The sequence below is a fragment of the Thermoplasmata archaeon genome, assembly GCA_015063285.1.
Lineage (GTDB): Archaea > Thermoplasmatota > Thermoplasmata > Methanomassiliicoccales > Methanomethylophilaceae > Methanoprimaticola.
On record SUST01000001.1, the window covers coordinates 41,352 to 66,959 of the forward strand.

The window sequence follows — 25,608 nt, forward strand, 5'->3', positions numbered from 1 at the left end:
TTACCACCTCATCGTTGTGAGCTTGGCATCGTCAAGCTCTGTGGTCTTCCTCATCTTATAGGCGTTGAGCAGGATGGCGATACCGACTGCAACCTCTGCAGCTGCGACGGAGATTGACATGATGACGAACGCCTGTCCGGCTATGTCGTAGTTGTAAGCAGCGAATGTCACGAAGTTGATGTTCGCGGCATTGAGCATGAGCTCGATACACATCAGCACGACGATCGCGTTGCTCTTTGTGAGCACACCGTACGCACCGATGACGAACAGGATGGCTGCGAGGACGAGGAAATACTCCATCGGGATCATTCTTCGACCTCCTCTTTGGAAATAACGACTCCTCCGACCATTGCACCGAACATCAGAACGGCCAAGGGGATGAGTACGAATCCGTACTGCTCGAAGATGGCGTAGGGGAGACTGTTCTCCACGAGCTCATCGCCATCGAATATGCTCTCTCCGCTGTGCCCGTCAGGGAACGTAGGCAGTTCCTGAGGGGTGTCGAAATACGGGTCAAAGTCGGTAGTCATGATCGCTGCGACGAGCACAAAGACCAGGACCCCTGCGACTATGAGGCCTTTGGTGCTTCTCTTACTCATCGGAATCATCCTCCTTTGTTACTATGTATCTTCTGGTAAGCATGACGCTGAATGCGAACAGGATGGTGATTGCACCGACGTACACCAGCATCTGTATTACTCCAAGGAACTCCGCTTCAAGGAAGAAGTAGAAGAGTCCCACGCAGAGGAACACGAGGGCCAGATAGAACGCGCTGTGCATGACCTCCTTGTCATGAACCACGTATAATGCAGCAAGGATTGTGATTGCTGCGAGGATAAGGAACGCTACGAGGTCGAGGTTCTCGATCGCATATGAAGCGAAATCCACGACTCCGGTCCAAATATCCACAATGAAATCATAAATAATTCCCATCAGAGCACCTCCTTGATCTGAAGAGCATCCTTAGGACATGCGTCCACACAGTTCTTGCATGAGATGCACTTCGCGTTGTCGAACTCGGGACGCACGATGGGCCTTCCCTTGTCGTTGACTCCCTTCTCGACCATGGTGATGGCCTCGACGGGGCAGACCTTGGAGCACTTCTTACAGCCGATACATTTGCTGTCTGTGAGCTCGGGCTTGTCGACATCGAAGATGAAGACACGCCTCTCAGGGTTGCCGTTCGCGATATCGGAGGGAAGTGTAACTTCCAGCTTGACCTCCATACCGGGAGTCGTGTTGGGGTAGTTGAGCCTCCTAGGTCCATAGAGCAGGTCGTACCTTGTGTACTCGGCCAGCTCGTACTCGGGCGTGACGGTCATTGCATCGACGGGGCAGTACTCTGCGCAGTATCCGCAGAATGCGCACCTTCCGACGTTGACCTGGGGTCTCATTACCTTGTTGCCGTTGTCGTCATCCACCTCGATGAGCTTGATCGCCTGTGTGACGCACATGCGTGCACACATACCGCATCCTACGCACCTGTCGAACCTGAGTCCGGGGCGTCCGCGGTAGTTCTCGGGAATCCACTCCTTCTCGTAGGGGTAGAGGACTGTAACGGGCCTGTGGACGACTGTCTTGCAGAAGAGCTTGAAGGCTGTCCATACAGGCTTCATGATCCAAAGGCTCTTGGCGAGGTTCTTCGGATACTTATCAAGATATTTCATTGCCATCAGTAGATCCCTCCAATCTTAAGGAATACAGCGATTGCGAGGTTGAACACTGCCAAAGGCATGAAGACCTTCCAACCGAGGTTAAGGATCTGATCGGGCCTGACACGAGCGATTGCTCCTCTGACGAGGATCATCAGGAAGAACACGAACCATGCCTTGATAAGGAACACGATCTCAGGAAGGGCTGTTCCGCCGATGAAGGGGAGAGTCCATCCTCCGAGGAACATGATGGCGACCATACCGCACGAGACTGAACCTCTGAGGTAGTCTGCGAGCATGATAAGTCCCCACTTCATTCCTGCGTACTCGGTCTGCCATCCCTCGACCAGCTCAGTCTCTGCTTCGGCGATGTCGAAGGGGGGCCTCTCACACTCTGCGATTGCGCAGAAGAAGAAGACGATGAAACCGAGGGCCATCGGGATGATAAGCCAAACTGTGTCCTGAAGTGCAACGATTTCGCCGATGTTGAAGCTTCCTGCGAGCAGGGAGACGGTGGCGATGATGATGAGCATCGGGACTTCGTAAGAGATCATCAGTTCTGCTGCCCTGATTCCTCCGATAAGGGAGTACTTGTTGTTCTGTGCCCATCCGGAAACCAGGATGAAGAACGGGGCAAGGGCGTAGAACGCCATGATGATCAAAAGTCCGGTGTCATAGTTCACGACATACCATCTGTCGGACAGGGGCACCATACAAGCGACAAAACAAGAAAGACCGACGATAAGCGAGACACACCAGATGTATGTCATCTTGTCGACTTTCGCGGGGATTGTGTTCTCTTTCATGAAGGTCTTAAGACCGTCCGCGACACACTGAAGGAATCCCTTCATTCCGATCATTGTTCCGCGCCTGTCCATCAGCCTTCCGAGGACCTTACGCTCCATCCATAGATTGAGCAGGACCACGACGAATGCCACGATGAAGACGACGAGCATGAAGAGGACCAATGCGAAGATGACCAATACCTGGTCGCACACCAGCCACTCGGAGACCGGGTTGCCAGGGAAGAGCAGGTCGATAAGCCATGCGATTGTTCCGCCGATGATCTCCCAGAGTCCGTAACAGATATCGTACGGAAGGTTGTCCGTCAGGAAAGGTGTGAAGGGGTTGGCGTAGGGATCCCTGAAGTTGATCCAATCCAATATAGATACGTAATCTGCCATTCTCCCTCACCTGTCAGTCTCTCCGAGACACATGTCGATCTGGGCCAGAACTGCAGGAACATCTGCGATCCTGACTCCCTCGCACATTACCTTGGAGCATGAAACGTTCGTAAAGATCGGACTGCGCACCTTAAGCCTGTAAGGCTTGTCTGTACCGTCGGATACGAGGTACATGATGGACTCTCCACGGGGATCCTCGAGCCTTCCGAATGTTGTTCCGGCGGGGACCTTTGTGGGGGTCTTGATCCTGTAGGGTGCGTTCTTTCCGATTGCCTCGATCTTCTTGACTGCCTGCCTGATGATATCGCAGGACTGGAACATCTCCTCGATACGGATCATGTACCTGTCGTACGTGTCTCCGACCTTGGTGTCCTTGTTGAGGACCGGGACCTCGAAGTCGACCTTGTCATAGTTGTCGTAGGGGTCGTCACGGCGGATATCGAAATCGACACCGCAACCCCTCATTGCGGGACCAGTGAGACCCATGTTGGCACACTGCTCGCGTGTGAGGTAGCTGATCTTCCTCATCCTTGATACGAAGACTGAAGAGTCGTCGATGAGGTAGATGATGTCCCACATTGCCTTCTCGAAACGGTCGACTGTCCTCAGAATATCCCTGTCGAACAGCTCGGTCGTGTCGTTCCTGACTCCTCCGATACGGGGGAAGTTCGTGGTCATCCTGGCACCGCACAGTTTGACGTTGAGGTCCAGGAAGTACTCCCTCTCCCTCATTGCCCAGAGGAACACGGTCAGGTTACCCATGTCGGTTCCGACTGCAGCGAGCCACATGAGGTGCGACTGGATACGGCACACCTCGTCAGCTACGATTCTGATGTATTTGGCCTTCTCAGGAATATCGATTCCGAGGGCCTTCTCCACTGTCATGCAGTAGAGGTGAGAATATGTCATTGATGCACAGTAGCAGAGACGGTCGGTCATGGGGATGATCCTTGCGTAGTCCCTGTTCTCAGTCTCCTTCTCCCAACCGCGGTGAAGATATCCGACGATAGGATCTGCGTCAACGCAGAACTCTCCGTCGATCTTCAGCTTGAGTGTCCAAAGACCGTGAGAGAACGGGTGCTGGGGACCCCAGATAACCCACATCTTGTCTGTGTCCATCTTCTCTTGTGCTTCTAATACGGGTACAAGCGAATCTGCCATGGTTCTCACTCCTGACTCCTGAGTTTGTATGACTTCCTGAAGGGGAAGAATTCGTAGGACTGCGGTGTGAGCAGCCTCTCCAGCCTCGGGTGGTTGTCGAAGACGATTCCGAACAGTTCCCATGTCTCCCTCTCATGCCAGTTCGCTCCCTGCCAGATGTCGGTGACACAGGCGATGTGGAGATCGTCGGCCGGGACGTCGACGTCGAGGTCGATCATGATTCCGTTGTAGTAGTTGGACAAGAGGTAAACGACCATCAGATGGTCGATGTAGTCCACGGCGGTCACGACGGAGCAGTGCTCGAACGTGAGGTTGTCGTGGATGAATTGGCAAACATCATGGGAGATCTCCCTGGGGCATTTTGCCTTGACCCTGCGCTCCTCTGTGGAGATGATCTCCACTCCGGAGAAGTTTGTTGTGAGGGCGTTTGTGATCTCCTCGATTGAAGGACTCTGATAGACTTCTGCCATGCTCAGTCCTCCATGAAGTTTCCTCTGCGGAAGTATGCCTCGATCTTCTTCTGAAGGAGCATGAATCCGTCGATCATCGCATCGGGACGTGCGGGACAACCGGGGATGTACACGTCGACGGGGACGATCTGGTCAAGTCCCTGGATACAGTTGTAGGAATCGTACCAAGGTCCTCCAGAAATGGCGCACTCTCCCATTGCCACGACCCACTTGGGGTTGGGGATCATCTCGTAGAGACGCCTAAGGTCGGGACGGATCTTCTTCGAAATCCAGCCGTTAACGAGCAGGATATCGGTCTGCCTGGGCGATGAACGGTAGATCATACCGTAACGCTCTGCATCGTACCTGGGCGCGGATGCGGCCGCCATCTCGAGAGCACAGCAGGCCAGTCCCCAGTGAAGGGGGTGCATGGAGTTCTTCATTCCCCAAGCCCAGATGGGACCCGTCAATTTATCCACTGATTTCTTTGTTCCGGTGCTGAGCAGGTCATTGATGATCGCGTCCGACCATGTCATGAACTCGTCAGCACTCATTGCTACTGCATGGGGGTAAAGGCTCATATCCATACTTCTGCCTCCTTTTTGAGAGAGTATGCCACTCCGAGGACCATGATTCCGAAGAAGATGATCATCATGAGCTGAGCGGTAGCGCTCAATCCTGAGAAGGCGATTGCCCAGATCAGGAGGAAAGTCGCTACTAAGTCGAAGACGACGAAGATAAGAGCGAACGTGTAGTACTGGAATCTGAACTGCACGTGCGCTTCTCCGATAGGCTCCGAACCGCACTCATAGGTCTGCTCCATCCACTCTGTGGGTTTCTCAGGCCTAAGGAACCTCGATACCAACCATGCGAGAGGGCCAAATGCGAACGTCAAAAGCGCCACAAAAGCCAACGGCATGTAGTACATTATTAGTAACATTGGGCGATTGGATACTTTATTGGTACATAAAGATAACCGCACACGCGTTCCTATAATAGGGCGTTGTTAGACGGTTTAGACCACAGTTTTAGTACTGAATCAACGATTAACGGACCATGTCTAGCCATATCGGATTCATCGGTGCCGGGAAGATGGCAGAGGCCCTCATCGGAGGGCTGATCGCCAAGAAAGTGTTCTCGAAGGACGAGATCATCGCCTGCGCCCCGAGTCAGAAGACGAGAGAACACATCGAGACCGTCTACGGCGTCAAGACCTATGCGAAGGCCGCGGACATGGTGAAGGATGCGGACCTCATCGTGCTCGCCGTCAAGCCCAAGAACGTACCCGGACTGTTCGAGGACGAGGGCGTGAAGATAGGCAAAGGGAAGATCCTCATCAGCATCGTCGCCGGACTCTCGCTCGAGAAGATGAATCGTTATGTGCCAGACGCTAAAAAAGTTAGAGTTATGCCCAACCATTGCTGCATGGTCCTCGAAGGCGCCATGGGCTACACGTGCGATCCTACGCTGAAAGCGGCGGACAAGAAGAAGATAGAGAAGATTCTGTCCTCTGTAGGATTAGCGGTCGAGGTGCCCGAATCTCAGATGGATGCAGTGACGGGAATCGCAGGAAGCTCTCCCGCATTCCTCTATATGGTGATCGATGCCATGGCGGATGCAGGTGTCCTGAACGGCCTCAGCCGCGAGCAATCCATAAAATTGGCAGCACAGTCCATGCTCGGAGCGGCCAAGATGGTCCTGGAGACCGGAAAGCATCCGGATCAGCTCAGAGACGAGGTATGTTCACCCGGAGGAACCACAATCGTCGGAGTGAAGATACTCGAGGACCTCGGAATGCGCTCGGCCATGTCCAACGCAGTCGATGGGACGATAGCGAAATCCCGCGAGATGTCGCAGGAATGAAACTCACTTTCTGAAAAACGACCTTACCAGACCGATACCGACGCGGGGTGCGTTGCTCCATATGGAGCCCGCATCCCAGTCGAGGTCCTTTTTGTTAGCTATCGTGGAGTTCATCATACGGGTACCCTCGTCCTTGGTCTCCCAGAGGCGGGCGTTCCTCTCCTCGGCATCCTCGATCTTCATGATTTCGTCGACCTTGTGCATCAGCTCACGGGCGAACTCGGTCCTCTGACATCTGTCGTTCTTGACGCTCTCCTCGATACGGCCTGCCTCGAACTCCTTCTGGGCAAGCACCAATGCAGCATCGTAGGACACTTCTGCTATGTCATCGCGGGTCATCCACTTGGTCTCATAGGACAGGACATGTTTCCAAGAGGGGTTGTCCAACAGCTTCCTGTGATCTTCCAGGGTATGTGCCCTTAGGGTGTATCCCCACTTCTCGGGTTCCTCGAAGATTCTGCTCCCGGGATCGACGAAGGGTGCGAACGGTGCATTGTAGATGAATAGCCCGTCATCCCTGCCTACCAGGCTCCACAGCCTCTCTGCCGATTCCACGCTGTACAGGGCGGATGCTCTGTCCTGGTAGGGGAGTCCGTTCATGTAGAACAGGTCCATCCTGCTGCACCCGTTGTTGAATGCCGCCGGCAGCGTCTTCTCTATGGCCTCGTTCGTGTAACCCTTTCCCAGGTTCAGGCGAACCTGCTCGTCATGGGAATCGGGCGAAAATTCGATAGACCAACCTCCATCGAAGGTGTCGTTGATCTTCTTGAAGTATTCCGGCGTTCCGCCGTTGAACAGCTCGATGACGACATGGTTCTTGATGCGCCTCTCCTTGCATTCCTTGAGGAATCTGTCGGCATAATCCATACTCTGCTGCCTCAAATCGCCCACGATGAATATGGGTGTGTCCAGATAGGACTGGATGACATCCATGTCCTCCGCCAGTTTCTCAGGGCTCCTGTAAGCGGGGGCCTTCCTACAGACCACTTTGCCGTTGGCGTGATGGGAACCTCCGCACTCGGCGCAGTTTATGGAGCAACCCCTGACGGTGAAGACCGATGTCAGGGGGAGCTTGTCCCATCCGAACCATGGCAGGGCTCCGGAGATGTCCATGTTGCGCATGACGCACTTGATCATGGTCCCGTAATCGAACTTTATCTCGTCAAGGGACTGTAGCGAATATGAGACCAGGTTCTCGTGCACGTTCCCGTTTCCGTCCTTCCATGTGAGGTTCGGGACCTCGGAGAGGTCGCCTCCCTTCGAGAGGGCCTCCATCATCATCACAGTGGGGACCTCCGTAGTGTCCCCTCTCATAACCAGGTCAATCTCGGGACGCTGGATGAGCTCCCTGTAGAAGTACGAGGAAGTGAGCCCTCCGAACTCCACAAGGGCATCGGGATGGTATTTCTTGACGATCTTCGCCAGCTCTATCGCACCATGAGCATGGGGCATCCAGTGGAGGTCTATGGCGAAGACCTTGGCATTGAGCTTGCTGATCCTCTTCTCCACGTCGAACTTGTCGCTTTGGAGCATCTGGACCGCTATGTTGACGATCCTGGTCTTGAAACCGGCAGCCTCCAGATGGGAGGAGATCGTCATGAATCCTATAGGATACATCTCGAAGACCGGCGACGACGGTATAACATCGCTGACCGGCCCGTAGAATATCGGTTTCTTGCGGAAGTCATAGACGGACGGCGCATGCATGAATATGATGTCCGAGCTCATGCATCATGCTCCGTAACGCCTCTTGCGCTGCTGATATGTCCTGATGGCCCTCAGGAAGTCTATGTACCTGAATCCCGGCCAGTAGACATCCGTGAAATACAACTCGGAATAAGCCATCTGCCAAAGCAGGAAGTTGGAGATCCTGATCTCCCCGGATGTCCTCAGCACGAGGTCTGGATCCGGTATGTCGCTTGTAGAGATGGCGGATGATATCATGTCCTCGTCTATGTCGTCGACAGTGATCTCACCTTTCTGGACCTTCTTCACGATGCACCTCACAGCCTGGGCGATGTCCTGCCTTCCGCCGTATCCTACCGCCATGTAGACTGTGACCTCGTTGTAATCCTTGGTCTTCTCCTCCGCGTATTCGACCGCTTTGAGGAGTTCCGGGGAGAAAAGGCTCCTGTCCCCGATGACCCTGATACCTGCGCGGCGCTTATGGACCTCCTCCGAGTCAGCATACTCGTAGAAGGACTTCTCCATCAACTCCATGATGTACTCCACCTCCTCCGGATCCCTCTTGAAGTTCTCCGTGGAGAATGCGAACAAAGTGAGATGGCTGATCCCCAGATCCGTGCACCACTCCAGGACCTCCTTGAGCTTGTCCCTGCCCATGGTATGTCCCTTGATGGTGGGTTCCCCGAGGACCTCCTCCGCGTATCTGCGGTTGCCGTCCATGATGATGGCGATATGCTTGGGGATCGCCCCGTTCATGACCTCCTTTCTGAGCGAGGATTCGTAAGCCGTATATGCTGCATCCTTGACCAGATTGGGCATCGCCATGTCTATCACTCGAAGTCTTGAGGAACGCCTGCGGCCTTCTCGCCCATGTCGAAGCAGCCTATGGCCGCCACGGCGCCGATGACGCCTTTGGTCCCGCCGTTGAGCGAGATGATCTGCACCCCGTTCTCTTCCGCTACCTTGACCGCATCCTCCGGTTTGAAGAGGATGCTCTTGCAATCCCACCCGAAATCCGCCAGGCTCTTGGGAATCTCCAGACCCTGGAAGACCGTCATGATAGCATCTTCGGAATAGCTCTCTTTGCGGATGAAATCCGCAGCATACTCGATGAGCGCCGGAATCTCCGACTCCTTGACGGCGAAGGACACTGCGGTACCGCAGCAGTTCGTCGTCTTGTTGGGTGCATCGGGATTGAGCTGGACGATCTTGTGCTCGATGAACTTGCCGATAGGGCACTGTGTTCCGAGCTTGAGTCCCGCGACCCATGTGGCCCCCTTCTCCTTCGTATCGGTATCGTCGATACCGATGATCACACGGACCAGCTTAGGGGTTATGATGTCCACGTGGGTGGTGTGTCCGCCTCCCATCTTGAAATCGTCGGGGAATTCGGTGCGGAGGACGTCAGGGCATGCAGGCATGCATGCTCCGATCCCTACGGATGCTCCTGCCATCCCGTACCATGTGGAACGGACCTCGTCACCCTCGATCTTGATGGATTTGATACCCATCGCGCCAAGCTGCTGTGAGACCGGACCGAATCTGAGCTCCCCCTCGCCGATTTCCGCTGTGGTGATCAGCATGGTGGACTTCAGCTTCACGGACTTGATGACACCGCCTGTACGGCGCCTGTTGACCGCATCCCATTCCGCTGGACCGACGGACGAGCATGTCTCTATGAACTGGACCTTGCCGCTCTTCTCGTCGACCATCGTCAGGAAGCGCTTGCAGAACATCCTTCCTGTCCTGGCCTGTACCTCTTCCGGCGTCAGTATCTGCACCATATTAACACCAATTCCTCTGGAAGGGTCAGTCCTCTTCCTCTTCCGATCCGTACTCGTCCGGGTCAGCGACGAACAGTGCCTCGGCGGGAACGTTCCTGCAGAGGTAGACGGTGCGTGCGGCCTTTCCGATGTCGTAACCTGCGTCCATACAGATGTCCGTGTCGATTCCGAGGATTATGGGGTCCTCGGTGTGCACGAGACCTGCGCGCATGGCATCCTGGAATGTCCTCGAGAGATGGACCATGGAGCGGTCGCCAGGTACGATTCCGTTCTCGAGCAGGTCCTCGACCTCCTCCTCGTTGGTGGGGTAGAAGAGCTCCTCGGGTATGTTCTCACAGTCCAGCTTGATGTCGAGCTCAATCGTGTGGCCGTAGGTTGCCCTGATCTTACCGGCGGAGATGCTGTACCTTCCCTTGGGGTCGGTATCGACCAGCGCTTCCAGGTGTCTGATCCTGAGCCATCCCATGCGGGGGTTCAGGTCCTTGATCTTGTCGAGCACGTCGCGGGTAGAGACGTATCCCTGGGAGTCCATCCTGAGATTGTACTTCCCGTGCCTCAGGATTCCTGCCAATGTCCTTCCAATCTTCTCAACCTCGAAATCGGACATTATGAATTTGCCTTCTTCGCCGCAATAGGGGCAGCGTTCGTTACGGAAATATCCGTGCTCCTCGCATTCTCTTATCATGGTTTCACTTCCGAAGCCTTCTCGGCCGCTTTGACCGCGTTGGCCATGAGCATACAAATTGTCATCGGACCCACTCCTCCGGGGACCGGCGATATTGCTGATGTCTTGTCTTTGACATTCTCGAAATCCACATCCCCCACGAGCCTGCTGCCCTTGGGATGTGTCGGGTCATCAACCCTGTTGGTCCCCACGTCTATGACGACTGCGCCGTCCTTCACCATTTCCGCCGTTACGAAGCGGGGCTTGCCTATGGCGACTATGAGGATGTCGGCCTGCCTAGTGATCTCCGGCAGGTTCTTGGTACGGGAATGTACGATGGTGACTGTTGAATCCGCGCCTGCACCCTTCTGGACCATCATCGCGGCCATGGGTTTTCCCACGATATTGCTGCGTCCGATGACCACGACATGTTTCCCCGAAGTCTCGATACCGGACCTTATGAGCATCTGCTGGACCCCTGCCGGTGTGGCGGGAAGGAAGTCCGGGTTGCCTATGAGCACGCGTCCGACGTTGCTGGGGTGAAAACAGTCCACATCCTTCTTGGGATCGATGGCGTTGATCACCGCTTCCTCGTCAAGATGCGACGGGAGAGGCAGCTGGACGAGGAATCCGTGTATCGATGGATCCTTGTTGAGCTCGTCCACCTTCGCCATGAGCTGTTCCTGAGTAGTATCTGCAGGCATGCGCACCGTGACGGATTTCATCCCAAGCTCCTCGCACATCTCGCCCTTTTTCCTGACGTAGACTTGCGAAGCGGGGTCGTCACCGACAAGGACGACTGCTAGACCGGGCGTCACACCCTTTGCCTTGAGGTTTTCTATCCTTGTCCTGAGCTCGGCATAGATCTCGGCCGATACATCCTTCCCTAGTATGAGCTTGGTCATGCTTGATCACGGTATGCGCGCCATATTTTCATGCGTATATAATCGTGCGCCCGTTCTTTTTAAGGTTGGATTCCATTAAAGTCCACTAAACGAATGAATCCGCCTACGTGAAGTCATTCTTCCCTGCGGCTTCGAATGGAAAGGAACTTGCGCAACAGCCTGCTCCGATGCAGAAAATCGACTGCATCAACATAAACTGGCACATTAAGATGATTCATCCATCAGCTTCTGGTCCCGGTTCTGTTTACGGCAGGTCACTCAATGATCGTCGCGGGTTCGAATCCCTCGTCGATGATCAGTTTGAGAGTCTGCTCGACGGCCTTCTTGTTGTGCTCCATCTCCGCCCAGGTCATGATCCCTTTGTCACGGGATTCCACCATATGCCATGAATGTGTGCCCAGCACCAGATCGCCGTCGCCGACTGACCTTGCAAGGGAAAGGTAGTCGGAAGGTTCCCTCTTACCCTCGTGCATAGGCCAAAGATATGCTGCAATGTTCTTCCCTCTGAGATCCTTGCCCTTCGCGACTGGATGCTCCGTCACTCCAGACACCTCATAGGGCCTCTTACCGGGATCGGCATAAACCGATGAATCGTGCTTTATTCCCAGCCTCCCCAGCTCTCCGTATACCTGGTCGGACATCTGCATGAATGGTGCGCGGAAGCACGTCGGTGCCTTCAGGTTGTCCTTCACTGCGGAATACCCCTTTTCCATGACCTCTCTGAGGTCGTCCGGTCCGAGTTTTGTCATATCCTCATGGTCGTAGCCGTGGAATCCGACGCAGTGGTCGGCCAATACAGAACAGTCCAGGACCTCGGCGGTATGGCCTTCCACGAAGAATGTGGCCTTGATACCGTAATTATGCAGTATATCCAATAGAATCTCCAGACCCTTCTCGGCGGATTCGAACCTGGGGGCGGTCCCCTGCCCGCGGTCAATGGAGCCTGCGGCCCTTGAACCGTCGACCTCGATGTTAACATCACGGTCCAGATCCACTGTGAATATGAGCCTGCGGGTCATCTGGGTTTGACCTCCGTGACTCTCTTGATCAGCATTCCCTCGATGTCGAACGGGTTATTGCTCATCGCCAGTTCCTGAGCACGCTTGAGTTTCGCATCGCTCTCGGCGTATATCGTCATCAGCACATCGCCGGCCTCCACCCTCTGGCCCTTCTTCTTGTAGATCAAGAGTCCGGCGCCCTTGTCGGAAGGCGATCCTGCAGCCTTCGCAATGTTGACTATCTCCTTGTTGCGGATGGCATGGACATATCCGGGGTTCGTGGCCTTCAGATCGAACGAGTGGTCTCCGGGCTTCAGGTCGGATGACTTGAGATCGGGCCTTCCGTTCTGGGCCACCACTATCTCCAGGAACTTCTTGTGGGCCTCTCCCGAATCCAGGATCTCCCTTGCTCTGGTCGCCCCGTTGGGGACGCCTGCCATCTCGAGGATGATCCCTGCGCACTCGCATGCCTTCTCGATGACACTGGACGGGTGCTTCTCCCCCTCCAGTATGGAGATGCATTCCCTGGCCTCGAGATTGGGTCCGATGGCCATTCCGATGGGTTGATCAGCGTATGTGATGGCGCACTCCACGTGCATTCCGATCCTCTCGCCCAGATCCATCAGGTCGCGGGCGTATGCCTTGGCCTCCTCCAATGTGGGTACCTTTGAACCAGAACCGGTCGGGATGTCAACCAACAGGTGCGTGGAACCCATGGCGACCTTCTTGCTCATGATCGAGGCCAGCATCTGCGCCCTCGGGTTTATTCCCAGAGGGTGCTCTATCTTGATTACCATATCGTCCACGGGGGCCAGATTCATGGATCCTCCCCATGCGAACACACCTCCGACCTCCTCGGATATCGCCATCAGTTTGCTTGACGAGAGCTCCACGTCGCAGAACGTCTCCACGAAATCGGATGTCCCGCATGCACTGCTTATGGCACGGGATGATGTCTTGGGGATCATCAGTCCTGCCGCCGCGACTATGGAGATGACTATAGGTGTGATCTTGTTACCCGGTACTCCTCCCAGACTGTGGAAGTCGAACACCGGCGTCCTCGAGAACTTGATGATGTCCCCTGTGTTGGCCATGGCCATGGTGAAATCGGCGATCTCATCGATATCCATACCGTTGATGTATAGGGCAGTCAGCCATGCGGACACCTCTATCCTGGATAGTCTGTTGTCCAAGATGTCCCTGACGATGGCCTCGATCTGCTCCTTGCTGAGCCTCTCGCCGTCCATCTTCATACGGATATATCTTACCGAATCGGGATTGTGGGCGTATGTTATGTTGACCGTGCCGTCCTTGTTGAGGCCGGTCTTCTCGACTATGTTCTTGGGAACTATCGCCACTCCCTTCTCGACTATGTTGTCTGCATAGGATACCAACGATATTGCGGACCTCTCTCCCGTGATGCTCACACGGTCGTTCTCCTTCACGCCAAGCTCTATGCAGTCCTCCTCGTCCAAAAGGATCTGGGGCTCCAGAGAGCGGACGTCCACCGTCTTGATCTTGAACTTCATTTGGATCCCCACGTCTCAAGTGCTACGGCCAGTTCCTTGTGGTCCTTGGCATACTCCTCCTTGGGGATGCCCAGGAATGCGGCGTCCACAGCTTGACTCATTCCCATGGCCCCTGCCCTGACGCCTCCGGGGTGTCCTGCGACACCGCCTCCGGCCTGAATCTGTACGTTGTTCCCTGCCTTCTTCACGATGGCCTCGACTATTCCGGGGTAGACTCCGCCGGAACATACGGGCATGACCGTCTTATAGGGCACATCGTTCCCGAGGCATGCCGTGAGGTTCGAATCCTCCTTCGTGCTGCCGGACATCTTCCCGACTCCGAGGGTACCTATGTGCAGAGCATCTCCTCCGCACATCCTGGTCAGCTTCGTGAGCGGGAGCATAGCGACACCGTGTAGCGGATCCTTGGTGAATGCTCCGTGCATGGTCCTGTGGACATGGATGGGCACCTTGATGGACGGGTCCTCTGCGAGAGCCTGTACGGCTCCGAATCCGCATGTGATGACATCGACCATCAGTTCCCTCGCACCCCATGACTGGACCTTCTCCGCCAACTCCACGATCCTGTCGCCGCGGGTGCTGACGTTGATGGCGTGCATCATCTTGTGGCCCTCGCTCTCCAGCCTGTCCAGTGCCTCTGCGACCGCAATCGTCCTGTCCTCTATCGGGCAGAACGCCTGGTCGACCAGGGTCTCGTCGTCCTTGGAGTTAGTGAGCCCTCCCGATCCGGCCTCGTATACGTATTCCGCGGTCTTTTTTGGATTGAGACCGATCTTGGGCTTGACTATAGTTCCCACCAACGGTTTCTCGGGACGGTCAAGGGCCTTCCTGATACCGTCGGCACCGAACTTCGGACCCTTGAACTGGTTGAGGATCTCCTTGGGGAACGTCACATCCTCCAACCTCACACCCTTCAGTGCTCCCAGACCGAACAGGTTCCCGGCTATTACGCTGAGGATCTGCGGTACGGCACCGACCTCGATGCTGAAGTCCTCCGTGGGGAATTCGACTATGATCTCGTCGCCGGAGATGTCCACGACTCTTGCTCCCAGGGAATCGAATATGTCCTTGTCCAGAGTGGAGATTCCGGTCCATGTCCCTGTGGACTGTTCTGCCGCTATCGCCTCCGCCGCCTTCTCCATCGGTAGGTCTGTCGTCACGCGGTATTTGCAAACAACGTACTTGTCCGGGTCCACCGGCTCTCCAAGATGCAGATATGAATCCATTTGATCACTCCTTCATTAATTCCGTTCCGAACTTCTTCTCCAGGATGTCGTAGACCGAGCCCGGCGATATCAGGCCTAGCTCGGTGATTATTCCGTCGATGTATTGCGAGGGTGTCACGTCGAAGACTGGGTTGAATACCTTGACGGAATCAGGGATCTCCCCTGGCCTGACGACCTCCGAGATCTCGCGCTCCTCGATCTTCACCAGATCCCCTTCGAGGGTCAGCGGCGAGAACTTGTAGGTCTCGCTGCAGACGTAGAATTGGACCCTGGCCTCCTTTGCGGCTAATGCCACCTGAGAAGTCCCGATCTTGTTCACGAGCGCACCGTGGGATGTTATGGTGTCGGCCCCCACGAAGACCTTGTCGACCTTCTTCATGACGAGACGGACGGCGCTGTCGATGATCAGCGTGGTGTCTATCCCCTCTCTGGAAAGGTCGTTGACTGTAAGTATGCCCTGCCTCCAGGGGCGGGATTCGGTGGCGTACACCTTGATGTCCTTTCCCTGCCTGTGGGCTTCGGATATCACACCGATGGCGACGCTGCTGTTGCAGTGCGTCATAATCGTGTCACCGTCCTCGATCCTCTTCGCACCAATACGTGCGATGTTCTGGACGGCCTCGTTGGACTCTGCTATGAACTCGTTCGAGTTCCTGATGAGGATCTCCTTCGCCTCTTCCACGCCGGAAGCTTCCTTGACCCCCTTTATGGATGCGTGGACACCGTTCCACAGCGATACTGCCGTCGGCCTGGAGTCCAAGATTACCTTCACGGCGTCATCCAGATCCCTGCTGAAGGATGTCAGATCGGTCCCCGAGTACCCCTCTGCGAATCTGCAGACGGCGGTGGCCCCTGCCCTGGCGATCCTTCCTGCACCGCGTATCTTCATATCGCGGATATCCTGAGAAATCGAAACGACGTTCTGGTCCATGGGTGTGTATCGGGCCTGTGCCTATTATAATATTCTAATATAGCGCGGTTCAGAGCACCACGGCTCTGACCACCCTGCGGGCCTCGTCTAGTCCGTATGAGAGATAGACGGCGGCGATCAATGCTTCGAAGCAATCCGCACGCATGTTCTCCTCAATGGACTTGGTCTGACCCCTCAGATGTCCCTTCCCGACCCTCATTACAGCGTCTATCCCCACATTCTTCACGAGGATGCGCTGAGAGAGCATATGGTTGGCAACCTTGTCCTGCTTATAATCCGTCATAGGGCCTTCGCTGATGTTCGTATCCTTGTAGACGTGCTCGCAGACAAGGAACTCCAGGATAGCGTCCCCAAGGAACTCGAGACGCTCGTAGGACTCCACATGCCTGGGCGGATCCATGTCCAGTGCCTCATTGGAATAACTATCATGAGTTAGTGCTGCGCAGAACAGTGCCAGGTTCTCCTCCGAAACCTTCCTCAGACAGAATGGTTCCTTGGCGAGGAACTCACGGACGCTCTTCTCGAAGTCGGACTCCATGGACGGTCAATCATATGATCGGTATATAGCCGTGAGGACGTTCCGTCCGTGTTTCCCGACTTTCCGCGCATGCGATAGTGAGGTATTAGTAAAAGAGATACAATCGAGAGGGCATGCCCGGCAAGAAACGCGTGAGGATGAGAGGAGTTAAGCACACCTCCAAAAAGTTGGAGGATGACCTCCTGGAACGCTCCAGGAACCTAGCGGAGAACCCCAGCCTCCTCAGGCCCATGTGCGCAGGCAACTGCAGGAAATGCCATTTCGACAAGGTCTTCAAGAGCATCGACTCCCTCCAGAAGATCCGCAACAACGCGGATGCGCTCGTGAAGGAAGCCGGCAAGATGTTCAACGACGACATCACGAAGGCCTATGCAGGTACCATCTCCCTCGCAGCATCCGGTTCGGTCCCGCTCCTGGCCAGCGCCAGACTCGGTGAGGACACCGTATCCTATGCGGTCAGGGGAAGCGTCGGTGCCGACAAGCTCATCGGATGCCAATACTACACCGATCCGAAGATCAGGCTCCTGCTCTACAACCAGTTCATCAAGAAGAACGGACTGTACCTGTACTCTTTCGAGGACACCCTCGTCTGTTCTGACAAGTTCAACATGCCGGAGGACTATCTTTACGACACCTTCTGGGAGACCCCGTACGAGTTCCCCGATGACGGGCTCCAGTGCGGCCACGATGCATCCGCTGTCCTCGAGATCGAGATCAAATCCATCGGAGAGACCATCAAGATCTGCGAGAACTGCGCCAAGAACGTCTCCACCGCACAGTACCTCCTGTCGAGGGTCGCGGGAACGGATCCCTGGAAGGACCTCACCGTCCGCATAAGACACAAGTATCACAAGCCCGGGGAGAAGGACTACGAGGAGATAGACGACGACAAGCTCAAAGATTTCATGTTCGGGAAGTTCACCGACGCCTCCCTCATAAACGAGGTCAAGAGGTCCAAGCTCGGGGACCTCAGGGGCAGTTCCGTCGCCACTTACATCATAGGCACCAAGAACTACGGGGATTCCCTGGACGAGTTCATCAATGACATAGTCGGAGCGGATGACGTCAAGGCATGTCTGAAGAGGTTCCTCGCAGAGAACCCCAGGGCCATCGTGGCCAAGGGAAACAGGATCACAGATGTCCTCGGTATCCTTTGGGAGGCCGACTGGAAAGAGATCATCACAGTCTATACCGATGCTGAAACCGCTGCCAAGATGGGGGACCAGACCAACGTCCAGCCCCTTCAGTCGCTGGAAGCGGCCCACAACATCCAGATCTCCGCTTCGGTCGTCGACTCGCTGCCCGTATTCAACAGACCTGGGCCCATCACATCACTGGCGGATTCCCTGGCCAAGGCAGCGAAGGTCGGAGGCCAACAGATGGTCGAGAAGACACTTCAGAACACCGGACTGAAGAACAACAAAGCACGCAGCGTCGCCGCAGCCTTCGTCATGTCCACGGGTGCGACCGAACTCCCCATCAAGCTCAGCAACGAGGAGAAAGACTTCGCAGAATATCTCCTGCCCTTCGTCAAAGCCGTGGTTGCGGCCAACGGCGACAAGTACCGCGAGACCATGAACACCCTGCTCACTGCATCAGGTTCTGGAGAGAAGGTCTGACCCTTATATCGGCCACATAATGCGAGACGGACGGGGCGTATGATTTTACCTCGTGAATCCTGAGGATCTCGTACCCGTCCTTTCCGCAGTTCTCATCGAAGATCGATCTGATCCTATCCTCGTATTCGGTGACATAGAATGTGTCGTGATAGTGTATGATCCCACCGGGACGTATCATCGACAGCGCCTTGGGGACGAATTCGGAGGTCGTCTGGACATATCCCATGAGGATACGGTCGGCGAAATGCTTCCCCAGAAGGTTCCTGTTATCGGATAGGATGGGGATGACCTTGTCCTGGAGCCCGTTGTCCCTGATGTTCCTGCAGAGGAACTGATATGATTCCGGATTCTTCTCGCATGCAAATACGCGCCTCGCACCCGAGTATTTTGCAAGAGGGAGGGTGAAGTAGCCTATCCCCGCGAACATGTCCACCACGGTCTCCCCGGTGCAGTCCAGCTTCCTCATGCGCATCCTCTCGTCGGTGTTCCCGGAAGCGAACATCACCTTGGTGACATCGAAACCGTATCTGATCCCGTTCTCGAGACGGACCGACTCCGTGTCGGTACCGTATATGACCTCCATGCTTGGCTGCCTGAATTCCCCCGAGACGCCTCTGACGTCCGCACAGACGGTCTTGGCATCGAGGACCTCCGCATATGTCTTGCCTATCAGTTCCTTATAAGGTTCGCAGGCGGGATCCATCCTAACTATCACGATGTCCCCGACATACTCCCACTTCTCGGGGATGATCCCTTCCAATTCGGGATGGTCCGAGAGGATGTCATGTATCTTCTCCTGGGGGCTCCTGCGGTCCAATGTATGGGCGTCCCCCTCGGCCGTCTCGATGCCCATGGCCCTGACAGTATCAATGAACTCAGGCAATACTGGCACATAACGGAAACATTCATCCTTGCCTATCTTCGCGTGAAGGTCGACATACTCCTTTGACATAAGGTCGCGGATGATCGGGCCGGCCTCTTCCGATGGCAGTTTGGCGAACGTTACCCTCTTCATTTGACTGACCTCAAGGCCAGAGGGATGGCGGAAAGCAGCCTGGACGGACTCTTGAGAACCTTCTTGATGACCTCGCTCGGATGATCGATATCGATCTCCTGGACGAACGGAACGAGGTCGTTCTTCATGATGTAATCGTAGAATCTGTTGAAATCGTTGTCCGTGAGCTTCTTGTACCTCTTCCTCAGCTGATAGGAATGGTCCAGCTCGCGGCCGAAATCCTCCATGCATGCCCTGGTGTACTCGGACAGGTCCCTGGAGTACAGGGCATCGGAATCCAACCCGTTGGTGATGGTGTTGACGAGATGCGTATTGGCCCTGAACGTGGGATAGAGTCCTCCTCCGGAGAGGGGTTTGACGAAACCGGCGGCATCCCCGTTCAGCAGGCACCTGTCCCCGCAGAGGAACGGACGTATACCGAGGGGGATCTTTCCAGAATGCACCCTTAGCACCTTGTCATGGAATCCCATCTGGACAAGGATGTCCGAGAGGTATTCCGAAGGGGGTCCTGCCGACCATGTTGAGCAAAGACCTATGCGTGTGAATTCGCCGCAGGGGATCGCCCATGCGAAGAATCCGGGGGCGACCTTGTTGCCGAGATAAAGGTTCAGCATCTCCTGGTCGTCCATCTTGTAATCGACATCTGCCTGGATTCCCCTGATGTACTCCTTGGGTTTGTTATCGCCCAGGGACATGGCCACCTGGGAGTTGACCCCGTCAGCGCCTATGATTATCTTCCCTCTGTGGGGACGGACACTGGTGTCCACGACTACAGCGTCTCCGACGGTATGGCCGTTATAGCGCTCGTTGAAACAATAATCGGCACCGGCATCCTGTGCGGCCTCGGCCATCTTGACCTCAAGGTCCACACGGTCGATCATCTTCGCCTTGGGCTTATCCGAACGTATCTCTAGGGACTCTCCGTTGGGGAAGACGACATGTGCACCGTACAATGTGCTGTATTCCACCGGCCTGACGCCGGACATCTTTATTGTCTCTTCGGAAACCAGACCTGTGCAGTGCTGGGGGATTCCGGGGGACTCATGCTCCTCGAGCACCAGCACCTCGTACTTCTTCTCCGACAGTCTTCTGGCTGCCAGGCTCCCAGCCGGTCCGGCACCGACCACGATTACGTCGTGCATCGCGATCAGTTTTTCTTGGATTTCTCGTAATCGGCTATGAACTTCTGGATACCCTCGTCGGTCTTGGGGTGTCCGACCATCTTCTTGAGGGTGTCGTAGGGGATCGTGGCGATGTCGCATCCGTTGAGTGCCGCTTCGAGCACGTGGTTGGGTCCGCGGATGGATGCTGCGATGACCTCTGTGGGGTAGCCGTAGTTCTCGAGGACTGTCATGATCTGGGCGACGAGATCGCCTCCGAACTGTCCGATATCGTCGAGACGTCCTACAAAGGGAGAGACGAATGCTGCTCCGGCCTTTGCTGCTAGCAATGCCTGCAGAGGAGAGAAGATGAGGGTGACGTTGACCTTGATTCCCTCGGAGGAGAGGATCTTGGTGGCCTTCAGTGTCTCCACGCACATAGGCAGTTTGACATTGATGTTGGGGTGGATCTTGGCGAGCTCGCGGCCCTCCTTGACCATTTCGTCGCAGGTCATGGACATTGCCTCTGCGGAGATGGGTCCGTCGACGATCTCAGCGATCTCCCTTACACGGGTCCTCACGTCGACTCCTTCCTTGGCGATGAGACTGGGGTTGGTCGTCACTCCGTCCAGGATTCCCCAGCTGTTGATTTCCTTGATCATGTCCAGATTTGCAGTGTCTATGAATATCTTCATCTCGTCACATCCTTGAAATCGATCTCTTGGCGGCAGCGATTATATCCTGCGTGGTAAGACCGTATTTGACCATCAGGTCCGCGGGTTTGCCGGATTCACCGAAGGTATCCTTGGTTCCGACCCTCTCCAGAGGCACACAGGTGCTGTCGCAGAGAGCCTCCGCAACGGCTGAACCCAATCCTCCGATGATACTGTGCTCCTCGGCGGTGACGCAGCATCCTGTCTTGGTTACGGACGAGATGAGCGTCGCGGTGTCGAGAGGCTTGATTGTTGACATGTTTATGACTTCGGCGTTGATTCCCTCGATCGCGAGGAACTCTGCCGCCTCGAGACAGAATGAGACCATCTGTCCGCATCCGATGATGGTGACGTCTCCGCCCTCCCTCAGGACCTGCGCCTTACCGATCTCGAACTCAACGTCGGGCTCGAGAATTGTGGGGAAGTCCGCACGGCCCATCCTCATGTATGCCGGACCGTCGTAGGCGGCCAGGACTTTGGTGGCTGCGAATGCCTCGTAGGCGTCAGCAGGCGCGATTACCACCATGTTCGGAAGACTGCGCATGATAGAGATGTCCTCCAGGGCCTGATGGGAAGCCCCGTCCTCACCCACGCTGATTCCGCAGTGGGTGGCTACGATCTTGACGTTCAGCTTAGGGTATGCGACTCCGAGCCTGATCTGTTCCCAACACCTTCCGGTGGCGAACACTCCGAATGTCGATGCGAAGACCGTCTTTCCGGAAGCCGCGAGTCCTGCTGCGATACCGATCATGTTGGATTCGGCGATTCCGACCTCGACAAACCTCTCGGGACATACCTTCTGGAAGTCCGAGGTCTTTGTGGATCCTGCCAGGTCAGCATCCATGACGACGACGTTGGGGTTTTCCACAGCAAGCTCTGCAAGAGCCTTTCCGTAGTAATTGCGCTGAGCGAGCTTCTCTCCTGTCATTGGATCACCGCCCTGAGCTCTTCGACCGCTTTCGCATACTCCTCGTCGTTGCATGCCTTTCCGTGGAATCCGGCGTTGTTCTCCATGAACGATACGCCCTTTCCCTTCACGGTCTTCATTATGATAACGGTAGGCCTGGTCCTTGCGGCCGCTGCCTTGTCCAGGGCCTCCAGGATCTGACGCATGTTGTGTCCGTCGATTATGATAACGTTCCATCCGAACGCCTTCCATTTCTCGGGAAGGGGTTCGAGACCGACGGCACCCTCGGTGTCGCCTGTGATCTGCAATCTGTTGCGGTCCACAATGGCGATGAGGTTCGTGAGCCCTGCCTGGCGGGCGAACATTGCCGCCTCCCAGTTCTGTCCTTCCTGGAGCTCTCCGTCGCCCAGCATGCAGATGGTCCTGTAGTCCTTGCCGTCCATCTTGCCTGCCAGTGCGATACCGCATGCCATGCTGAGCCCCTGACCGAGGGATCCTGTGGACATCTCCACTCCGGGGACCTTTCCGCGTACGGGGTGTCCCTGCAGTTTCGATCCGATCTGCCTCAGGGAGGTGAGTTCCTCGACGGGGAAGTACCCCGACTCGGCCAATGCCGCATAGAGGATGGGTGCCACGTGGCCCTTGGAGAGCACGAATCTGTCCCTGTCCTCCCACTGGGGGTTCATAGGGTCGTGCCTCATGAATCTGAAATAGAGAGCGGCCATCATGTCCGCTGCTGACAGCGATCCCCCGGGGTGTCCCGAATGGGCCGCGTACGTCATCTCGACGACGTGGAGCCTGAGCCTGTTCGCGATGTTTTCCAGGTCGCTCAGCGTTAGTTCTTCCATCGTCTCACTCGCTCTCGATTCTGGGTGCGAGGAGGTAATCCACCTTCGCTGCCCCGTCAGCAAGCGCGAACACGAGCTTGACGGGATAATCGTTGTCGAGTTCGATGTCGACCTGAGTCCCCGAGGGGATGGCCTTGATGATGTTGGCGAGATAGTCTGGAGGGAACATGCTGCACACGTCCGTATCCGTGCTGATCTTCGCTGAGGAGGCGTCCAGTTTGAGGCTGACGGAATCTGTGTCCCCCTCGCAGGAGAGTTCGAAGAACTCGGGACCTGCCTTGAGCGTGATGTGATCGGAGATGGACTCCACTGCGCGGATTCCCTTCTGCAGCTCCTCCACGGGGACGGTGATGGTCGCCGAGAGGTTGAGCTGGGGGACTTTGGGGTCGTTCATTCCGGTCGTGTCGATGAGGCTCATGCGCCTTGTGATGTTGCCTACCTTGAAGATGAGCTTCCCAGTGGCGTCGTCCTGCTCCATCCTGATGGTCTCTCCGGATCCTGCCAGTTTGAGGACTCCCTTGACCTTCTCGAGGTCGAGACCGAGCTCCGTGTCCTCGGCTGAGAAGGACTCGAAAGCTCCCTTTGTGACGTTCATCTCGATCATGGCGACGTGTGCGGCGTCGACAGCCTTGAGCGTCATGCCTTCGGCGTTGACAGTGAACTTGACCTCGTCAATGAGTGTCGAGATTATGTTCACCAATCCTTTGAGTGTGTCGGATTTCAGCTCTGCAACGAACATATCCGCACCTCAGTACTCTCTCCAGGAATGGTTGCACTTACAGCAGCGGTAGATCCTCGTCTCAGGTTCATCCGCTGCACGGGTCTGCCTGATGACGAAGAACGCTTCGGTATGTCCGCACTCGGGACAAGGGATGCGGGTCTTCGGAAGGGTCGCCACATTCTCCGTTATCACGGTGGTCTCCTTCTCCTTAACATCCGTCTTTATGACCTCTGCCTTGCCACCGATATCCTTGGTAGCACCGCAGGAATTGCAAACATACTTCCCGTCTTTGGGGAACATCATTGAGCCGCACGAGCAAAACATGTATTCAGCCTCTGCCTTCTGCATCGACTGTCCGTATTTTAACGTTATCCGCGATAAAATATAAAGGGGTTTAACGGGGGGTGTCCCCCGTCGTTCAAAGGATCATTTCTTTGCGGGTTTCTTCTTCTTTTTGGCCGCTTTCTGAGCGCGCATGTTCGCCTTTATGGTCTCGGCGATCTCGGCCCCCTCTGCGAGTCCGTCGGTGATCTTGTTGATATCGTATCTGAGCACGACCCAACCGTCCTCCTTCAGTTTGGCCTCGACCTCGGGGTTCTCGGATCCGGGCTCCTCGACATAGACTGCGACCTTGCCCTTCACGAATGCTACGGGTATGTTGTATTCTCCGTAGTTCCTTCTGCACCTCATACCCTTGTTCCAAGCGGCCCTTCTGACGAGCGCTTCAGGGGAGTAGTCGGTGTAGATGTCATCCATCTCCTCCTCGGAAAGCTCTTCGTCCGGTTCATCTTCGGGTTCGGAAGCGACTTCGGAAGCTGCTGCGACTGCTGCCGCGGCGACCACCTCTTCCTTCACGGGCTCTGCTGCGGGCTCTTCTTTCACAGGTTCCGGTTCTGCGACAGGCTCCTCCTTCACAGGCTCGGGTTCCGAGACCGGTGCGGATGTGGGCTCAGGCTCTTCCTTCAAAGGTTCGGGTTCAGGTTCTGCTACGGGTTCCTCTTTGACAGGCTCAACAACAGGCTCTTCTTTGGCCGGTTCAGGTTCTGCGACAGGCTCTTCTTTCACAGGGGCCTCCTCTACTACAGTTTCCGGTTCGGGCTCCTTCTTCGGAGGAACGATCTTTCCGCCGACATCCTTGGACGAGACCAGCCTTGACATGAAGTCGTTGTTGATCTTCTTGGGCTCTTCCTTCTTAGGCTCTTCCTTCACAGGCTCGGGCTCTGCTGCAGGTTCCTCTTTGACCGGCTCGGGTTCGGGCTTCGCCTCTTCCTTGACCGGTTCCAGTTCTGCGACAGGCTCTTCCTTCACAGGCTCGGGCTCTGCTACGGGCTCTTCTTTGACGGGTTCCTCGACGGGAGCCGCCTTGATCTGCTCTTTGGGTTCTTCCTTGACGGGAGCTTCCTCTTCGACGGGTTCCTCGGCCTTGGGCTCTTCCTTTGCCGCGGCGACCTCTTTCTTGTGCTCCTCGTGCTTGTGCTTCTTCTCGGACTTCTTCCTGGCCTCGAGCTTGTCCTGTCTCTCCTTCTCTTTCCTGGCCTGGGCTTCCTGCTTGCTCCTCTGTTTCTGAGCTTTCTTAGCAGATTTCCTGTTGGGATCGATCGGATTCTCCTCAACCTCTCCGTTTGCACCCATGACGAGGTACACTGCCAACCAGAAGCCGACGACGATGACTGCCGAAGCCTGAGTGATATCAAGCGAGGTCTTCATGAAGATGAGGGCAACGAGGATCAACTCGATGATGAGGAAGAAGATGTCCACATACATCATGATGACATTCTTCCTTCCCTTATCGACCAAGCACCCTACAAGGATCGTCAACGCGCCGATTGCAGCGACGATTCCTACGACGATGTAGGCGTCCATCTCGACGATCTTGATCAGCACGTACGCCAACGCGGCGACGATACCCAATAACAAGACGGCCAGGCCGTCTATCTTCTTCGATGATTCGCCCATAACCATCAAGATTCCAGCTATGAGTGCGAACACACCGCTTACGGTCAGAGCGATAGTCCACTCCTGGCCGTCTCCCTTCATTAGTAACATGACAAATGCCGTGATAATAAAAAGGACTGCAGCAAACAATCCCACGAATTTTCCATATTTACTGTCAAG

The 25,608-nt window shown here is 55.5% G+C and carries 29 protein-coding genes; 2 read left to right on the top strand and 27 right to left on the bottom strand.

Annotated features, from left to right (window positions below):
- From nuoK to E7Z62_00260, 9 genes are read right to left on the bottom strand one after another with little or no spacing between them, the layout of a single operon-like run.
- Window positions 1-309 carry an NADH-quinone oxidoreductase subunit NuoK gene (nuoK, locus tag E7Z62_00220; GenBank protein ID MBE6521547.1) on the bottom strand — a complete coding sequence of 103 codons (309 nt, stop codon included), beginning with the start codon at window positions 307-309 and terminating at the stop codon, window positions 1-3.
- Window positions 306-599: a hypothetical protein gene (locus E7Z62_00225; GenBank protein MBE6521548.1), complete on the bottom strand. Its 294-nt coding sequence runs from the start codon at window positions 597-599 to the stop codon at window positions 306-308. The genes nuoK and E7Z62_00225 overlap by 4 nt, the downstream gene beginning before the upstream one ends.
- Window positions 592-933, bottom strand: coding sequence for an NADH:ubiquinone oxidoreductase subunit 6 (chain J) (locus E7Z62_00230; protein ID MBE6521549.1), 342 nt, complete (start codon window positions 931-933; stop codon window positions 592-594). The genes E7Z62_00225 and E7Z62_00230 overlap by 8 nt, the downstream gene beginning before the upstream one ends.
- A complete protein-coding gene (locus E7Z62_00235; protein MBE6521550.1) occupies window positions 933-1,673 on the bottom strand; it encodes a 4Fe-4S dicluster domain-containing protein in 741 nt (246 codons plus the stop codon). Before E7Z62_00235 ends, E7Z62_00230 begins: the two co-directional genes overlap by 1 nt.
- Entirely contained in the window at window positions 1,673-2,836 is a 1,164-nt protein-coding gene (locus E7Z62_00240) for an NADH-quinone oxidoreductase subunit H (GenBank protein MBE6521551.1), read from the bottom strand. Before E7Z62_00240 ends, E7Z62_00235 begins: the two co-directional genes overlap by 1 nt.
- Before the next feature lie 6 nt (window positions 2,837-2,842).
- Window positions 2,843-3,997, bottom strand: a complete 1,155-nt coding sequence (locus E7Z62_00245) for an NADH-quinone oxidoreductase subunit D (protein MBE6521552.1) — start codon at window positions 3,995-3,997, stop codon at window positions 2,843-2,845.
- Between the two features lie 5 nt (window positions 3,998-4,002).
- A complete protein-coding gene (locus E7Z62_00250; GenBank protein MBE6521553.1) occupies window positions 4,003-4,467 on the bottom strand; it encodes an NADH-quinone oxidoreductase subunit C in 465 nt (154 codons plus the stop codon).
- 2 nt (window positions 4,468-4,469) lie between these two features.
- Window positions 4,470-5,033: an NADH-quinone oxidoreductase subunit B gene (locus tag E7Z62_00255; GenBank protein MBE6521554.1), complete on the bottom strand. Its 564-nt coding sequence runs from the start codon at window positions 5,031-5,033 to the stop codon at window positions 4,470-4,472.
- Entirely contained in the window at window positions 5,024-5,311 is a 288-nt protein-coding gene (locus E7Z62_00260; protein ID MBE6521555.1) for an NADH-quinone oxidoreductase subunit A, read from the bottom strand. The genes E7Z62_00255 and E7Z62_00260 overlap by 10 nt, the downstream gene beginning before the upstream one ends.
- 191 nt (window positions 5,312-5,502) lie before the next feature.
- Between E7Z62_00260 and proC the strand changes: the two genes are divergently transcribed.
- A complete protein-coding gene (gene proC, locus E7Z62_00265) occupies window positions 5,503-6,309 on the top strand; it encodes a pyrroline-5-carboxylate reductase (GenBank protein ID MBE6521556.1) in 807 nt (268 codons plus the stop codon).
- Between the two features lie 3 nt (window positions 6,310-6,312).
- On the opposite strand, the gene E7Z62_00270 is transcribed toward proC, so the two are convergent.
- From E7Z62_00270 to E7Z62_00315, 10 genes are all read right to left on the bottom strand, one after another.
- Complete coding sequence (locus E7Z62_00270; protein ID MBE6521557.1) at window positions 6,313-8,037, bottom strand: TIGR04190 family B12-binding domain/radical SAM domain protein; 1,725 nt, start codon at window positions 8,035-8,037, stop codon at window positions 6,313-6,315.
- A gap of 3 nt (window positions 8,038-8,040) precedes the next feature.
- Window positions 8,041-8,751, bottom strand: coding sequence for a di-trans,poly-cis-decaprenylcistransferase (uppS, locus tag E7Z62_00275; GenBank protein MBE6521558.1), 711 nt, complete (start codon window positions 8,749-8,751; stop codon window positions 8,041-8,043).
- A 74-nt stretch (window positions 8,752-8,825) separates the two neighbouring features.
- On the bottom strand, window positions 8,826-9,779 hold the full coding sequence (locus tag E7Z62_00280) for a DUF1743 domain-containing protein (GenBank protein MBE6521559.1): 954 nt from the start codon (window positions 9,777-9,779) through the stop codon (window positions 8,826-8,828).
- Between the two features lie 25 nt (window positions 9,780-9,804).
- The gene (locus E7Z62_00285) at window positions 9,805-10,464 is read right to left on the bottom strand and encodes an RNA 2'-phosphotransferase (protein MBE6521560.1); all 660 of its coding nucleotides are present in this window, start codon (window positions 10,462-10,464) and stop codon (window positions 9,805-9,807) included.
- Window positions 10,461-11,348: a bifunctional methylenetetrahydrofolate dehydrogenase/methenyltetrahydrofolate cyclohydrolase FolD gene (folD, locus tag E7Z62_00290; GenBank protein ID MBE6521561.1), complete on the bottom strand. Its 888-nt coding sequence runs from the start codon at window positions 11,346-11,348 to the stop codon at window positions 10,461-10,463. The genes E7Z62_00285 and folD overlap by 4 nt, the downstream gene beginning before the upstream one ends.
- A gap of 254 nt (window positions 11,349-11,602) precedes the next feature.
- Window positions 11,603-12,367, bottom strand: coding sequence for a chitin deacetylase (locus tag E7Z62_00295; protein ID MBE6521562.1), 765 nt, complete (start codon window positions 12,365-12,367; stop codon window positions 11,603-11,605).
- The gene (locus E7Z62_00300; GenBank protein MBE6521563.1) at window positions 12,364-13,875 is read right to left on the bottom strand and encodes an AMP phosphorylase; all 1,512 of its coding nucleotides are present in this window, start codon (window positions 13,873-13,875) and stop codon (window positions 12,364-12,366) included. Before E7Z62_00300 ends, E7Z62_00295 begins: the two co-directional genes overlap by 4 nt.
- Entirely contained in the window at window positions 13,872-15,101 is a 1,230-nt protein-coding gene (locus tag E7Z62_00305; protein ID MBE6521564.1) for a ribulose 1,5-bisphosphate carboxylase large subunit, read from the bottom strand. Before E7Z62_00305 ends, E7Z62_00300 begins: the two co-directional genes overlap by 4 nt.
- Before the next feature lie 4 nt (window positions 15,102-15,105).
- Entirely contained in the window at window positions 15,106-16,032 is a 927-nt protein-coding gene (locus E7Z62_00310; GenBank protein MBE6521565.1) for a ribose 1,5-bisphosphate isomerase, read from the bottom strand.
- Between the two features lie 49 nt (window positions 16,033-16,081).
- Complete coding sequence (locus tag E7Z62_00315) at window positions 16,082-16,570, bottom strand: hypothetical protein (GenBank protein ID MBE6521566.1); 489 nt, start codon at window positions 16,568-16,570, stop codon at window positions 16,082-16,084.
- Between the two features lie 113 nt (window positions 16,571-16,683).
- Here E7Z62_00315 and E7Z62_00320 point away from each other — a divergent pair, with 113 nt between their 5' ends.
- Window positions 16,684-18,189, top strand: a complete 1,506-nt coding sequence (locus tag E7Z62_00320; protein ID MBE6521567.1) for a hypothetical protein — start codon at window positions 16,684-16,686, stop codon at window positions 18,187-18,189.
- On the opposite strand, the gene E7Z62_00325 is transcribed toward E7Z62_00320, so the two are convergent.
- The 8 genes from E7Z62_00325 to E7Z62_00360 all read right to left on the bottom strand — a co-directional run bounded on the left by E7Z62_00325 (window position 18,158) and on the right by E7Z62_00360 (window position 25,530).
- Window positions 18,158-19,204, bottom strand: coding sequence for a class I SAM-dependent methyltransferase family protein (locus E7Z62_00325; protein MBE6521568.1), 1,047 nt, complete (start codon window positions 19,202-19,204; stop codon window positions 18,158-18,160). The two genes, E7Z62_00320 and E7Z62_00325, sit on opposite strands and share 32 nt — an antisense overlap.
- Entirely contained in the window at window positions 19,201-20,466 is a 1,266-nt protein-coding gene (locus tag E7Z62_00330) for an NAD(P)/FAD-dependent oxidoreductase (protein ID MBE6521569.1), read from the bottom strand. Before E7Z62_00330 ends, E7Z62_00325 begins: the two co-directional genes overlap by 4 nt.
- Entirely contained in the window at window positions 20,352-20,999 is a 648-nt protein-coding gene (gene fsa / locus E7Z62_00335; GenBank protein MBE6521570.1) for a fructose-6-phosphate aldolase, read from the bottom strand. Before fsa ends, E7Z62_00330 begins: the two co-directional genes overlap by 115 nt.
- Window positions 21,000-21,003: 4 nt before the next feature.
- Window positions 21,004-21,945 carry a transketolase family protein gene (locus E7Z62_00340; protein MBE6521571.1) on the bottom strand — a complete coding sequence of 314 codons (942 nt, stop codon included), beginning with the start codon at window positions 21,943-21,945 and terminating at the stop codon, window positions 21,004-21,006.
- Window positions 21,942-22,772, bottom strand: a complete 831-nt coding sequence (locus E7Z62_00345; protein MBE6521572.1) for a transketolase — start codon at window positions 22,770-22,772, stop codon at window positions 21,942-21,944. The genes E7Z62_00340 and E7Z62_00345 overlap by 4 nt, the downstream gene beginning before the upstream one ends.
- Before the next feature lie 4 nt (window positions 22,773-22,776).
- Window positions 22,777-23,511, bottom strand: coding sequence for a proliferating cell nuclear antigen (pcna) (pcn, locus tag E7Z62_00350; protein MBE6521573.1), 735 nt, complete (start codon window positions 23,509-23,511; stop codon window positions 22,777-22,779).
- Between the two features lie 9 nt (window positions 23,512-23,520).
- A complete protein-coding gene (locus E7Z62_00355) occupies window positions 23,521-23,817 on the bottom strand; it encodes a transcription factor S (protein MBE6521574.1) in 297 nt (98 codons plus the stop codon).
- A 102-nt stretch (window positions 23,818-23,919) separates the two neighbouring features.
- Window positions 23,920-25,530 (bottom strand): hypothetical protein, encoded by a 1,611-nt coding sequence (locus tag E7Z62_00360; protein ID MBE6521575.1) that lies wholly within the window; start codon window positions 25,528-25,530, stop codon window positions 23,920-23,922.
- Between the last annotated feature and the right edge of the window lie 78 nt (window positions 25,531-25,608).